The organism is Spirillospora sp. NPDC000708, from assembly GCF_040299565.1.
GTDB lineage: Bacteria > Actinomycetota > Actinomycetes > Streptosporangiales > Streptosporangiaceae > Spirillospora.
In genome coordinates, this window is record NZ_JBEPCJ010000016.1 from 47,083 (window position 1) to 59,651 (window position 12,569).

General features: G+C 75.5%; 11 protein-coding genes. 5 read left to right on the top strand and 6 right to left on the bottom strand.

All coding sequences use genetic code 11. The annotated features are described in order from the left end of the window. Positions 1-56: 56 nt before the first annotated feature. On the top strand, positions 57-779 hold the full coding sequence (locus ABT299_RS14295; RefSeq protein WP_500251023.1) for a TetR/AcrR family transcriptional regulator: 723 nt from the start codon (positions 57-59) through the stop codon (positions 777-779). Between the two features lie 16 nt (positions 780-795). On the opposite strand, the gene ABT299_RS14300 is transcribed toward ABT299_RS14295, so the two are convergent. Next, positions 796-1,809: an acyl-CoA dehydrogenase family protein gene (locus tag ABT299_RS14300; RefSeq protein ID WP_500251024.1), complete on the bottom strand. Its 1,014-nt coding sequence runs from the start codon at positions 1,807-1,809 to the stop codon at positions 796-798. Next, the gene (locus ABT299_RS14305; RefSeq protein WP_500251025.1) at positions 1,806-2,972 is read right to left on the bottom strand and encodes an acyl-CoA dehydrogenase family protein; all 1,167 of its coding nucleotides are present in this window, start codon (positions 2,970-2,972) and stop codon (positions 1,806-1,808) included. The genes ABT299_RS14300 and ABT299_RS14305 overlap by 4 nt, the downstream gene beginning before the upstream one ends. A gap of 150 nt (positions 2,973-3,122) precedes the next feature. Here ABT299_RS14305 and ABT299_RS14310 point away from each other — a divergent pair, with 150 nt between their 5' ends. The 3 genes from ABT299_RS14310 to ABT299_RS14320 are packed head-to-tail and all read left to right on the top strand — an operon-like array spanning position 3,123 to position 5,978. Beyond that, on the top strand, positions 3,123-3,959 hold the full coding sequence (locus ABT299_RS14310; protein ID WP_500251026.1) for an enoyl-CoA hydratase: 837 nt from the start codon (positions 3,123-3,125) through the stop codon (positions 3,957-3,959). After that, positions 3,949-5,079, top strand: coding sequence for an acyl-CoA dehydrogenase family protein (locus ABT299_RS14315; RefSeq protein WP_190857044.1), 1,131 nt, complete (start codon positions 3,949-3,951; stop codon positions 5,077-5,079). Before ABT299_RS14310 ends, ABT299_RS14315 begins: the two co-directional genes overlap by 11 nt. Continuing rightward, the gene (locus ABT299_RS14320) at positions 5,076-5,978 is read left to right on the top strand and encodes an acyl-CoA dehydrogenase family protein (protein ID WP_500251027.1); all 903 of its coding nucleotides are present in this window, start codon (positions 5,076-5,078) and stop codon (positions 5,976-5,978) included. Before ABT299_RS14315 ends, ABT299_RS14320 begins: the two co-directional genes overlap by 4 nt. 69 nt (positions 5,979-6,047) lie before the next feature. Here the strand turns inward: ABT299_RS14320 and ABT299_RS14325 are convergent, their stop codons facing one another. Continuing rightward, the gene (locus tag ABT299_RS14325; protein ID WP_190857042.1) at positions 6,048-7,616 is read right to left on the bottom strand and encodes a FadD3 family acyl-CoA ligase; all 1,569 of its coding nucleotides are present in this window, start codon (positions 7,614-7,616) and stop codon (positions 6,048-6,050) included. Between the two features lie 186 nt (positions 7,617-7,802). Here ABT299_RS14325 and ABT299_RS14330 point away from each other — a divergent pair, with 186 nt between their 5' ends. Further along, positions 7,803-9,602 carry a CocE/NonD family hydrolase gene (locus tag ABT299_RS14330; protein WP_500251028.1) on the top strand — a complete coding sequence of 600 codons (1,800 nt, stop codon included), beginning with the start codon at positions 7,803-7,805 and terminating at the stop codon, positions 9,600-9,602. Between the two features lie 67 nt (positions 9,603-9,669). On the opposite strand, the gene ABT299_RS14335 is transcribed toward ABT299_RS14330, so the two are convergent. From ABT299_RS14335 to ABT299_RS14345, 3 genes are read right to left on the bottom strand one after another with little or no spacing between them, the layout of a single operon-like run. Beyond that, positions 9,670-10,836, bottom strand: a complete 1,167-nt coding sequence (locus tag ABT299_RS14335; RefSeq protein ID WP_500251029.1) for a GDSL-type esterase/lipase family protein — start codon at positions 10,834-10,836, stop codon at positions 9,670-9,672. Next, complete coding sequence (locus ABT299_RS14340) at positions 10,833-11,165, bottom strand: nuclear transport factor 2 family protein (RefSeq protein ID WP_387022594.1); 333 nt, start codon at positions 11,163-11,165, stop codon at positions 10,833-10,835. Before ABT299_RS14340 ends, ABT299_RS14335 begins: the two co-directional genes overlap by 4 nt. Continuing rightward, entirely contained in the window at positions 11,162-12,556 is a 1,395-nt protein-coding gene (locus tag ABT299_RS14345; RefSeq protein ID WP_500251030.1) for an MFS transporter, read from the bottom strand. The genes ABT299_RS14340 and ABT299_RS14345 overlap by 4 nt, the downstream gene beginning before the upstream one ends. Between the last annotated feature and the right edge of the window lie 13 nt (positions 12,557-12,569).

Sequence of the window (12,569 nt, forward strand, 5' to 3'; positions counted from 1 at the left end):
CGCATCAACTTTGGCAGAATAGAACCGTCCGGCCCGCCGCACCAGAGGTCCTCTCCATGCCGACCGCCCGCCGTCCCCGCCAGGCCCGCGCCATCGAGACGCGCCGCCGCGTCTACGAGGCGGCGATCGCCGAGTTCGAGCGGTCCGGGGTCGAGGCCGCCCGGATCGAGGACATCGTGGCCGCGGCCGGCGTGAGCTGGGGGACGTTCTTCACCTACTTCCCCAGCAAGGACGACGTGGTGCTGGAGGCCGCGATCGTCACCTGCGCCGCGTTCGCGGACGCCTGCCGCACGGGCCTCGCCGCCGGGTCGGGCACCGGCGCCATCGTCGGCAACGCGTTCACGGCGCTGCGCCGCGCCGCGCCCGCGCCCGGCCCGCTGCGCGACGCGATCATGCGCGGGATCGCCAACCAGCCCGAGCGGCTGTCGGACCACCTCGGCGAGGACGTCCCGAACCCGGTCCTCGCGCTGGCGGAGGTGCTGGAGGCCGGGCAGCGGCGCGGCGACGTCGACGCCGCGGAGCCCGCCGAGTCGCTCGCGGCCGTCCTCGTCCACGCGACCATCGCCGCGGGCCAGCGGGAGGCCGCGATGGAACGGGCCGCCGGCGCGACGGAGCGGTCCGGCCTGCCGCTCACCGTCCTCACCATCAAGCTGCTGCTGCGCGGGATGCGCCCTGACGCGGCGGCGGAGACCGGCGACGCCCGGGAACGCGCGCTCGACCGTACGGCGGCGGCGCTCCGCGAGGCGGCCGCCCCCGGTACCGCACCACGAACGGACTGAGGCCGGGACGGGGCCTCTAGAGGTCGCCGCCCGCCGTGATCAGGGGCCAGAGCCCTCCGGTGCCCGCGTCGACGGCGCGGGCGCCGAGGGCCTCGCCCCATTCGGCCTCGTTGCCGCACTCGTCGCGCCACGCCCACAGCCGGGTGGTGGCGTGCCGGAGGCCGTGCTCGTCGGTGAACCCGATCGCGCCGTGGACCTGGTGGGCGAGGCGGCACACCGTCCCGGCGGCCTCGCTCGCCGCCGCCTTCGCCGCGGCGATCGCGAAGCCGGTGCCCTCGGCGGCCGCGGCCTGCGCCGCGACGGTCGCCATCAGCGTCTCGCCCGCCATCTCGGCGAGATGCTGCTGGACGGCCTGGAACCGCGCCAGCGGACGGCCGAACTGGACGCGCTCGCCCGCGTACCGGACCGCGAGGTCGGTGGCCGTCTCCATCGCCCCGGCCATGAGCGCCGCGCGGCCGAGCGCGCCGCGCTCCCGGAACGCCTGCGCGGTCGCCGCCGAGGCGAGCACCCGGGCGGGAGCGGCGCCGTGCAGGTGGACGGTGTCGCGCGGTTCGCCCGCGAGGTTCGCACCTTCGTCGACCTCGTAGCCGCCGCGCGGGACGAACGCGACATGCTCCGCGACCAGGACCGCGGTGCCCTCCGCGTGCCGCGCCCACGGGACGCGCGGCAGCGTGCCGGTCAGCGTCCGCGCGCCGTCGTCCTGCCTGAGCGCGACGTCCGGTCCCGCGACGGCGGCGGTCAGCGGCCCGGACGGGACGTCCGCGCCTGCGGCGGCGAGCAGCCATCCGGCTAGCAGCGCGGTCTCCACCATCGGGACGGCCGCCGCGCGCCGGCCCAGCACCCGCAGCACCTCGGCGGTGGTGGCGAGGTCGGCCCCGGCGCCGCCGCGCTCCTCGGGGACGGGCAGCAGCGTCACGCCGACCCGCTCCAGCTCGTCCCAGAGGCGCGGGTTCCAGCCCTCGCCGGGGTCGGCGTGGCGGGCGCACACCGCGTCCACGGTCTCGACCAGGTCCCGGACGATGTCGTTCACCGGGTCTCCCCCTTCGGCAGCACCGACTTGGCGACGACGCCGCGCAGGATCTCGTTGGTCCCGCCCCGGAGCGTGAACCCGGGGCTGTGCAGGACGGACCGCGCCAGCAGGTGCGCGAGCGGATCGGACGACGCGAGGTCGGGCTCGGCCCGGGCGAGCAGGCGGACCGTCTCGATCAGCGCGCCCTCGAACCGGGTGCCGAGGTCCTTGACGGCGGCGGCCTCGGTGGCGGGGGCGTCCCCGGCGGCGAGCCGCGCCGCGACCGCGAGGGACATCCGCCGCAGCGCCCACAGCCGCGCGACGACCATCCCGACCCGGGCCCGGTCGCCGGCGTCGGCGCCGCGCTCGGCGAGCCGTCCGGCGACGGCCGCGAGCAGCGGGAACGTGCTGAGGATCCGCTCGGGGCCGCTGCGCTCGAACGCCAGCTCGCCGGTCACCTGCCGCCAGCCGTCGCCGACCGTGCCGAGCACGCGGTCGTCGGGCACGAACACGTCGGTGAGGACGACCTCGTTGAAGTGGTGCTCGCCGGTCAGCAGCCGGATCGGGCGGATCTCCAGGCCGGGCGCGCCGAGGTCGACGATCAGCTGGGTGAGGCCCTCGTGCCGGCTCGGCCCGGGCGGTCCCGTCCGGACCAGCGCGATCATGGCGTGCGCGAGGTGGGCGCCGCTCGTCCACACCTTGGCGCCGTTGACGGTCCAGCCGCCGTCGGCGCGCTCGGCCCGGGTCCGGACGGACGCGAGGTCGGAGCCGGAGTCGGGTTCGGACATGCCGATCGCGAAGTGGATCTCGCCGCGCGCGATGCCGGGCAGGTAGGCGCGGCGCTGCTCCTCGGTGCCGAACGTGAGCAGCGACGGCCCGGACTGCCGGTCGGCGATCCAGTGCGCGGCGACCGGCGCGCCGGCCGCGAGCAGCTCCTCGGTGACGACGAACCGGGCGAGGGACCCGGCCCCGCTCCCGCCGTACTCGCGGGGGAACGTCATGCCGATCCAGCCGCGCTCGCCGAGCCGCCGGCTGAACGCGGGATCCCAGCCCGCCAGCCAGTTGTCGGCGTGCGGGGCGATCCGCCCGGCGGCGGTCTCCTCGGCGAGGAACGCGCGGACGTCCCGGCGCAGCTCGTCCAGCTCGGGCGGCAGCGCCGCCGCGTCCAGTCTCAGTGCGGGCACGGCCCCTTCTTACCGGATCCCGCCGGAACGGGATTCGGCGGCACCCGGCCGCGGGCGGGGCGCGGATCCCGCTGGACGGGAGGCGATGGCGGGGGCGGTGGACGACGGCGGCTACTCTACCAAACAGTTGTTAGAAAGAAGGGAGGCGACGTGGTCGTCGAGTACGAGCGGCGCGGCGCCGTCGCGGTCGTCACGATGAACCGGCCGGAGTACCGCAACGCGCAGAACTCCGCCATGACGTACGCCCTCGACGAGGCGTTCTACCGCGCCGCCGAGGACGACGGCGTCGCGGTGATCGTGCTGGCCGGGGCGGGGCCGCACTTCTCCGCCGGGCACGACATCGGCACCCCGGGACGGGACGCCGACGCGACGTTCCCGCGCCGCGCGGGGATGTGGTGGGACCACGTCGGCAAGGCGGGCGCGGAGAGCCGGTTCGCCCGCGAGTCGGAGGTGTACCTCGGGATGTGCCGCCGCTGGCGGGAGATCCCGAAGCCGATGATCGCGTCGGTGCAGGGCGCGTGCGTGGCGGGCGGGCTGATGCTGGCCTGGGTCTGCGACCTGATCGTGGCGTCGGACGACGCGTTCTTCGCCGACCCGGTCGTCCGGATGGGCATCCCGGGCGTGGAGTACTTCGCGCACCCGTGGGTGATGCCGCCGCGCGTCGCCAAGGAGTTCCTCTACACCGGCGACCGGATGCCCGCGTCCCGCGCGTACGAGCTGGGCTGGGTCAACCGGGTCGTCGCGCGCGACGCGCTGGAGGAGGAGACCCTTGCGCTCGCGGGGCGGATCGCCGCGATGCCCCGGATGGGCCTCGCGCTCACCAAGAAGGCCGTGAACCAGGCCGAGGACCTCCAGGGCATGCACGCGGGCATGGACGCGGTGTTCGGCCTGCACCATCTCGCCCACGCGCACAACGCGGAGACCGGCGGCGACCCGCTGGGCGGGCAGGACGCCAGGAGCATGAGGGAGGCACCGCATGGATCTTGAATTCGGGGCGGCGGACGAGGCGTTCCGCGCCGAGGTACGCGGCTGGCTGCGCGCGAACGTGCCGGCCGAGCCGCTGCCGTCGCTGGAGACCGAGGAGGGCTTCGCGCTCCACCGGGAGTGGGAGCGGCGGCTGGGCGGGGCGCGGCTCGGCGTCGTGTCGTGGCCGGAGGAGTACGGCGGGCGCGGCGTCTCCGTCCTCCAGTGGCTGATCTTCGAGGAGGAGTACTACGCGGCGAACGCGCCGGGCCGGGTGAGCCAGAACGGCATCAACCTGCTGGCGCCGACGCTGCTCAAGCACGGCACGCCCGAGCAGCTCGCGCGGGTGCTGCCGCCGATGGCCGCGGGCGAGGTGATCTGGGCGCAGGCGTGGTCGGAGCCCGGCGCGGGCAGCGACCTCGCCGCGCTGCGCTCCACCGCGACCCGCACCGACGGCGGGTGGCTGCTGAACGGCCAGAAGACGTGGAGCTCCCGCGCCGCGTTCGCCGACCGGGGCTTCGGCCTGTTCCGCTCCGACCCCGAGTCGTCGCGGCACAAGGGCCTGACGTACCTGATGTTCCCGCTGGACGCCGAGGGCGTGACGGTCCGCCCGATCGGCCGGCTGGACGGCAAGCCCGCGTTCGCCGAGCTGTTCCTGGACGGGGTGTTCGTCCCGGACGAGGACGTCATCGGCGCGCCCGGCGACGGCTGGCGGGTCGCGATGAGCACCGCGGGCAACGAGCGCGGGCTCACGCTGCGCAGCCCCGGCCGGTTCACCGCCGCGACCGAGCGGCTCGTCGAGCTGTGGAAGGAGCGCGCCGACCCGTCCGACACGGCGCTGCGCGACCGGGTCGCGGACGCGTGGATCCGGTCCCGCGCGTACCGGCTGAAGGGCTTCGAGACGATCTCCCGGGACGACGACATCGGCGCGGAGTCCAGCCTCAACAAGATCTTCTGGTCGGAGCTGGACGTGGCGCTGCACGAGACCGCGCTGGACCTGCTCGGCCCGGACGGCGAGCTCGACTCCGACTGGCTGGAGGGCTACGTGTTCTCCCTGGCCGGCCCGATCTACGCGGGCACCAACGAGATCCAGCGCAACGTGATCGCCGAGCGGCTGCTCGGCCTCCCGAGGGGGTCCCGGTGAAGTTCGTCCTCTCCGCCGAGCAGCGGATGTTCGGCGAGACGCTGCGCCGGCTGCTGGCCGGCGCGCAAACCGCGAAGGCCGTCCGCGCGTGGGCGGCGGGCGACGCGGCGCCGGGCCGGGCGCTGTGGTCGCAGGCCGCCGAGGCGGGCGTGTTCGCGCTGGCCGTCCCGGAGGAGCACGGCGGCGCCGGGCTGCTCCCCGTCGAGCTGGCCGTCGCGATGGAGGAGCTGGGGCGCGCCGCCGCGCCCGGCCCGTACGTCGAGACGCTCGCCGCGGCCGAGTTCCTGGGCGACGGGGACCTGCTGGCGAGGATCGCCGAGGGCGAGGCGCTGGTGTCGGTCGCCGTCCCGCACGCGCTGGACGCCGACGTCGCGGACCTGGTCGTCGCCGCCGACGGGACCGCCGTGCGGGCCGGCGGGCGCGTCGCGTCCCTCGACCCGGCCCGCCGCCTGTTCCGGGTGGACGGCGCGCCGTCCGGCCGCACCGACCTCGGCGTGCTGCTGTGCGCCGCGCAGCAGGTCGGCCTCGGCCGTGCCCTGCTGGACGTGTCGGTGGAGTACGCGAAGACCCGGCAGCAGTTCGGGCGCCCGATCGGCGAGTACCAGGCCGTCAAGCACCACCTCGCCACCGCGATGGTGGAGCTGGAGTTCGCGCGGCCGCTCGTCTACGGCGCGGCCCTGTCGTACAGGACGGGCGACTTCGCGCGGGACGCGTCGGCCGCGAAGGTCGCCGCGTCCGACGCGTCGTACCTCGCGGCGAAGACGGCGCTGCAGGTGCACGCCGCCATCGGCTACACCGACGAGTACGACCCGTCCCTGTGGATCCGCAAGGCCCGCGCCCTGTACTCGTCCTGGGGCACCCCCTCCGAGCACCGCGCCCGCGTCGTCGCCGCCCTCTGACGTTCGGCCCGCGGCGGGTCGCCGTTCACGGGAGGCACCGTGAACGGCGACCCGCCGCAGGTGAACGGGTCAGGCGCCGGCCTGCTCCTTGAGCTCGACGCGGCGGACCTTGCCGGAGGCGGTCTTGGGGAGGTCGTCCACGAAGACGACCTCCTTGGGGACCTTGAAGTTCGCGAGCCGCTCCCGGCAGTGCGCGATCAGCTCGTCCGCGGTCGCGGTGCGGCCGGGGCGGAGCCGGACGTAGGCGCGGCCGACCTCGCCCATCCGGGCGTCCGGGACGCCGACGACGCCGGACTCGGCGACCGCGGCGTGCCGGGCGAGGACGTCCTCGACCTCCGCCGGGTACACGTTGAACCCGCCGACGACGAACATCTCCTTGGACCGGCCGGTGATGGACAGGTTGCCGCGCTCGTCCAGGCGGCCCCGGTCGCCGGTGTCGAGCCAGCCGTCCCGGATGGTCTCGGCGGTCGCCTCCGGGTCGTCGAGGTAGCCGCTCATCACGTTGTAGCCGCGGACGAGGATCTCCCCGTCGGTGCCGGCCGGCACCGGCTCGCCCCGGTCGTCGACGATCTTCACCTCGACGTCGTCGATGGCCCGGCCGCACGTCGTCGCGATCGTCTCGTCATCGTCGTCCAGCGAGCAGGCGGACACCGTGCCGGAGCACTCCGTCAGCCCGTACGCGGTGATGACCTGCGGGAACAGCTCCTCGCGGATCCGCCGGACGAGCGCGACCGGCACGTCGGCGGCGCCGGTCACCGCGAGCCGCAGCGAGGACAGGTCGCGCTCGGCGCGGCCCGGCGCGTCCAGCAGCGAGGTGTAGATCGTCGGCGGGCCGGGCAGCACCGTGATCCGCTCCGCCTCGATGATCCGCAGCGTCTCCGCCACCTCGAACACCGGCTGGAGCACCATCGTGGCGCCCTTCAGCACGCACGCGATCACGCCGGCCTTGTAGCCGAACGAGTGGAACATCGGGTTCACGATGAGGTAGCGGTCGCCGGCGTGCACGCCGGTCCGCGCCGCCCACGCCTCGAACGTCCGGACGTTCTGCTCGTGCGTGCACATCACGCCCTTGGGCTTGCCGGTCGTCCCGGACGTGAACAGGATGTCGGCGACGTCGCCGGGGCGGACGGCGGCGGCCCGCGCGTCCGCCTCCGCGAGCGGGACGGCCTTGCCGGCGAACCCGGCCCAGGACGTCACGCCCGGCCGCTCCTCGCCGTTGAACGTGACGACGGCCTTCAGGTCGGGCAGGCCGGGGTAGGCGCCGGTCGCGTCGACCCCGAGCATGCCGGGGTAGTCGATGCCGAGGAACCCGTCGGCGACGAACAGCATCCTCACGCGGGCGCGGGTCAGCGGCCAGCGCGCCTCGTCGCCCTTGTACCGGGTGTTGAGCGGGACGAGCGTCGCGCCCGCGCCCATGGCGCCGAGGACGGTGACGATCCACGGCAGCCCGTTCGGCGCCCAGATCGCGATCCGGTCGCCCGGCTCGATCCCGGCGCCGGCGAACGCGGCCGTCGCCTCCCGCACCCGGTCCCGCAGCTCCGCGAACGTCACGCGGACGTCCCCGTCCACCACGGCCTCGGCGTCCGGAAACGCCTCCGCCGCCCGTGCCAACACCGCCGGAATCGTCAGTTCGCCCATGAGAGCCCATGGTGGCCCCGGTCACCCCGGATCCGCCAGACCGTCCCGCTCACCGGTACCCCGCGAGACGCTCGCGCGGCCGGCGGGTAGCGCATCAAATAAACATTTTTGTTCGTTTGGGGTTCCCGGCGGGCGCGCGGGTTGTTAGCGTCCCGCCCAAGCACCTCCGACCCCGGGAGTCGCGCCATGCGCCGTCTCGCAGCCGCGTGCTCGCTGATCCTGGTCCTCGCCGCGCTCGCCGTCCCCGCCTCGGCGGCGCCCGCGCCGGCGGCGCCCGCGCCGGCGGCGCCCGCGCCGGCGGCGCCCTACGGCATCGCCGTGCGGCGCAACCTCGCGCTGAAGCTCAAGGACGGGACGCTGCTGCGCGCCGACCTGCACGTGCCCACCGACCGCGCCACCGGGAAACCGGCGCGCGGCCCGTTCCCGGTCATCATCGGGTTCACCCCGTACGGCAAGACGCCGTCGGCGGAGACCGGCTCGCCCGGCACCGGCGGGCTCAACCCGTACCTCATCGAACGCGGCTACCTGGGACTCGTCGTGGACGTCCCCGGGACGGGCGGCTCGCAGGGGAGGTTCGACCTGTTCGAGCCGTCCGAGGCGCAGGCCGGCGCGCAGATCGTGAACTGGGCGGCGCGGCTGCCGAACTCCAGCGGCGAGGTCGGCATGCTCGGCCTGTCGTACCTGGCGATCGACCAGCTGTTCACCGCCGCCGCGGTCGGCCCGCACTCCCCGCTCAAGGCGATCTTCCCGATGGCGGCGTCCGCCGACCCGTACCGCGACCTGTTCGTCAGCGGCGGCGCGCTCAACGTCGAGTCGCCGCTCGGCCTGGTCTTCGGCTACGGGGTCACCCGGGTCACCACGCCGTTCGTGGAGCTGCCCAAGGATCCGGCGGCCGCGCTCGTCCTCGCCTACGAGCACCTCATGCAGGCCGGGCCGTTCGAGCTGACGATCGCGCGCGACATGCTCACCAACGGCCCGCGCAGGTACGACAACGCCTGGTGGAAGGAGCGGGCGCCGGAGAGCGTCCTGCGCAGGATCGTCGCCAACGGCGTCGCGGTCCATCTCGTCGGCGGGCTCTACGACGTCTTCCAGCGCGGCGAACCGCTGCTCTACGGCCCGTGGACGCACGGCGACATGGGCAGCGGGCAGGACCTCGACGCGATCCAGCTCGCCTGGTTCGACCACTGGCTGAAGGGGCGCGGCACCGTCTCCACCGCCACTCCCCTCCACGTGATCGAACCCGGCGGACGGCGCTACGACACCGCCGACTACCCCCTCGCGCAGGCGCGCCCGACCCGGATGTACCTGCGCTCCCAGGGACGCCTGACCTCCGCGCGGCCGACCGGCGCCGAACCCGCCGACTCCATCGCGTTCACCGGCCTGTCGAACCCGTGCACCCGGTCCACCGACCAGTTCGCCGCCGGGCTGCTGTCGCAGCTCTTCGCCGGTGCGGGCGTCGCCTCGCCCTGCACGGGCTCCCAGCGCGAACCCGTCAAGGGGCCCGGCGAGACCACCTACACGTCACCGGCGCTGGCCGCGCCGCTGAGGCTCGCCGGGCCGATCGGCGTGACGCTGCGCGCCGCGTCCACCCGCCCGGAGACGCTGTGGGCGCTCACCCTGGAGGACGTCGCGCCCGACGGGACGTCCACCGACCTCAGCGGCGGCGCGCTCATGGGCTCGATGCGCGCGGTCGACGGGAAGCGCAGCTGGAAGGGCGCGTCCGGCGGCTGGGTGTACCCGTACCACCCGCTCACCCGCGCGGCGCGGCGGCCGGTCGCGCCCGGGGCGGTGACCCGGTACGACATCGAGATCCGGCCGGCGTTCGCCACCGTCCCGGCGGGCCACCGCCTCCGCGTCCGCGTGGCGACCGCCGACTTCCCGCACCTCGTCCCGCTGGCCGACCTGCCGTCGCTGGCCGGCGGGCGGTACACGATCCGCCACGACGCCGCGGCGGTGTCGACGATCGACCTGTCCACCCTCCCCTGACCCGCGCGTCCCCTGATCCGCGCGTCCGGCCGGGGCCGGTCCCACGGGGGACGGCCCCGGCCGCACGTCACAGCGCGTCGAGGTCGACGGCCTCGGCCATCGCCCGGTACCCCGCGTCGCCCGGATGCAGGTGGTCGCCCGAGTCGTGGGCGGGGTCGAGGGCGTCGCCGAGCACCGCGGCGACGTCGAGGACGGCGTCGTACTCCCCCGACCCGCGGATCCAGGCGTTGACCTCCGCGCGCGCCGCCTCGCTGCGCGGCGTGGAGAAGGCCGAGCCCCGCATGGGCCCGAGCGTCGCCCCGACCGTCCGCAGGCCCGCGGCGCGCGCCCGGCGGATCATGTCCCGGTGGCCGGCGATGACGTCCGCCGCCGGCACCACGGTGCACGGGGCGAGGACCGGGAACGGCGGGTCGCCGGCGACCTCGCCGATCCCGACGTCGTTGATCCCGACGAAGACCACGACGGTGCCGACCCCTGGCTGGCCGAGGACGTCGCGGTCGAACCGGGCGGTGGCGCGGTCGCCCAGCCAGGGCGAGTCGACCGTCACCCGGTTGCCGCCGATCCCCTGGTTGAGGACGGCGCGCGGCCGGCCCGCCGCGACCAGCCGCCGGGCGAGCAGGTCGGGGAACCGCTGGTCGGTGTCCGGGGTGCCGCCCGTCCCGTCGGTGAGCGAGTCGCCGAGGACGACGATGCCGTCGCCGGGGGCCGCCCCCGCGGCGGCCACGTCCACGCCCGCGAGCAGGTACCAGGACTGCGAGGTTTCGGTGAAGGCGGCGCCGTCGCCGTCGGCGCGGTGATCACCCGCCGCCCGGTACGTCGTCGCGAGGGCCTGGGCGTGGAACGTCACCGGCCCGGACGGCTCGTCCAGGACCATCGTGACCGTCACCGCGTCCAGCGGCCCGGCCGGGAACGGCACGCCGTCCGTGGCGAGGTCCGCACCGGGCGGGACGGCGAAGGAGGACGCGCCGTCCACGGTCAGCTCCCGCAGCGTGCCGGGCTTCACCGCCGCGCCGCCCGCGGACGCCGCGACCGTGGCGCCCGCGATCCGGACCGGCGCCGTGCCGTAGCGGTTGGACAGCCGGAGCCGCAGCGCGTCGCCGCCGATGCCGAGCCGGACGGTCTGGCGGACCGTCCGGCCGCCGAGGCCCTCCTCGGACCAGTTCGGGGCGAAGCCGGGGCCCGGCCGCTGCGGCGCGGTGGTCCAGGCGGCGGCCCACGCGCGGTCTCCGGTCATCCGAAGAACCCGACGACGCCGCGGATGCGGTCGCCGTCGAACTCGACGACGTCGTAGCCGGTCGCGGCCTCGCCCAGCCGCCAGGTGAACAGCGCCCGGTCGTGGTGGACGCCGATCACGTCGCCGAGCGCGAAGCGCAGGTCGCCGAAGTTCGCCTGGGCGCGCCCGATCGCCTCCGACAGTTCCGCGTGCCCGCGCAGGCCCGCGTAGTCGGGGTCGCTGTAGAGCGCGTCGTCGGTGAGGACGGATCCCATGAGCGACTCCCGGGCGGCGGCGTCCCGCTCGTTCCAGATGTCGAGGTAGGCGTTGATCAGGTCGGTCGCGGTCATCGGAGGGCTCCTTCGAGAGAGGTGGACTCCCCGTCCCGGACCTCGGGACGGGCGGGTTCGAGGACGAGGGCGATCAGGCCGCCCGCGACGGTGGCGGCCGCGGCGGCCCAGCCGGCGGCGTGCAGGCCGTGCAGGAGGTCGCCCGGGCCGTTGGCGATCGCGACGAACGCCGCCAGCCCGAGGGCGCCGCCGATCTCCTTGGCGCTGCTGGCCAGCCCGGACGCGACGCCCTGCTGCTCCGGTGGGACGCCCGCGCCGGCGGAGGCGAACAGCGTCACGAACGCGACGCCGCCGAACAGGCCCCAGACGACGCTGCCGGGCAGCAGCGTCCAGAAGCCGCCGCCGGCCGTGGTGCCGGAGACCATCGCGGCGATGCCCGCGCCCGTGCCGATCGTCGAGACGGCGAGCGTGGTGCGGATCCCCCAGCGTCCGAGCAGCACCGGGGTGGCCTTGAGCGCGGCGAGCATGCAGACCAGCGTCAGCGGCAGGAACGTCAGACCCGCCTCCAGCGAGCTGTAGCCGAGGACGGGCTGCAGGTAGGAGGTCAGGATGTAGTAGCCGCCGCCGAGCGTGCCCTGGAAGACGGCGATCACGACCATGGTGGTGGCGAGGCCGCGGCCGCGCGCCAGCCGTAGCGGGATGAGCGGGTCGCGGGTGCGGGCCTCCACCGCGAGCAGCACCGCGAACAGGACGGCGCCGGCGGCCAGCGACCCGGCGGCGCGCGGGGACGCCCATCCGGCGTCGGGGCCGCTCGCCAGCCCGAACACCAGCAGCGCCGATCCCGCGGTGGCGAGCACCGCGCCCGGCACGTCGAACGAGCCGGGCGCGCGGGCCGGGTCGGCGGGCAGCAGCCGCGGCGCCGCGAGGGCGCAGCCGAGCGCCAGCGGCACGTTGACGAAGAACACCCACTCCCAGCCCAGGTAGTGGGTCAGGACGCCGCCCAGCAGGGACCCGGCGGCGAGCCCCGCGCTGCCCGCCATCCCCCAGGCGCCGAGCGCCTTGTTGCGCGCGGGGCCCTCGGCGAATCCGCGGTAGATGAGGGCGAGCGTCGCGGGCGTCAGCAGGGCGCCGCCCGCGCCCTGCACCGCGCGGGCGGCGACGAGCGTCCCCGCACCGGACGCCAGGCCGCCCGCGAGCGAGGCGGCGCCGTACAGCGCGAGGCCGGTCATGAACATCCGGCGGGCGCCGAGCCGGTCCACGGCCCGCCCGCCGAACAGCAGGAGCCCGCCGAGCCCGACCGAGTAGGCGCTGACCACCCACTGGACGGACGACGGGCCGAAGCCGAGCGCGGACCCGATGCCGGGCAGCGCCACGTACACGATGTTGTAGTCGAGAGCCACGATGAGCTGCGTCAATGCCAGCAGCGCGAGCCGTGGCCGGTGCCCTTCCATGCCATCTCCTACA

Coding starts and splice junctions, on each gene's coding strand:
- ABT299_RS14295 (WP_500251023.1), top strand. CDS start 57: ATGCCGACCGCCCGCCGTCCCCGCCAGGCCCGCGCCATCGAGACGCGC.
- ABT299_RS14315 (WP_190857044.1), top strand. CDS start 3,949: ATGGATCTTGAATTCGGGGCGGCGGACGAGGCGTTCCGCGCCGAGGTA.
- ABT299_RS14325 (WP_190857042.1), bottom strand. CDS start 7,616: ATGGGCGAACTGACGATTCCGGCGGTGTTGGCACGGGCGGCGGAGGCG.
- ABT299_RS14330 (WP_500251028.1), top strand. CDS start 7,803: ATGCGCCGTCTCGCAGCCGCGTGCTCGCTGATCCTGGTCCTCGCCGCG.
- ABT299_RS14335 (WP_500251029.1), bottom strand. CDS start 10,836: ATGACCGGAGACCGCGCGTGGGCCGCCGCCTGGACCACCGCGCCGCAG.
- ABT299_RS14340 (WP_387022594.1), bottom strand. CDS start 11,165: ATGACCGCGACCGACCTGATCAACGCCTACCTCGACATCTGGAACGAG.
- ABT299_RS14345 (WP_500251030.1), bottom strand. CDS start 12,556: ATGGAAGGGCACCGGCCACGGCTCGCGCTGCTGGCATTGACGCAGCTC.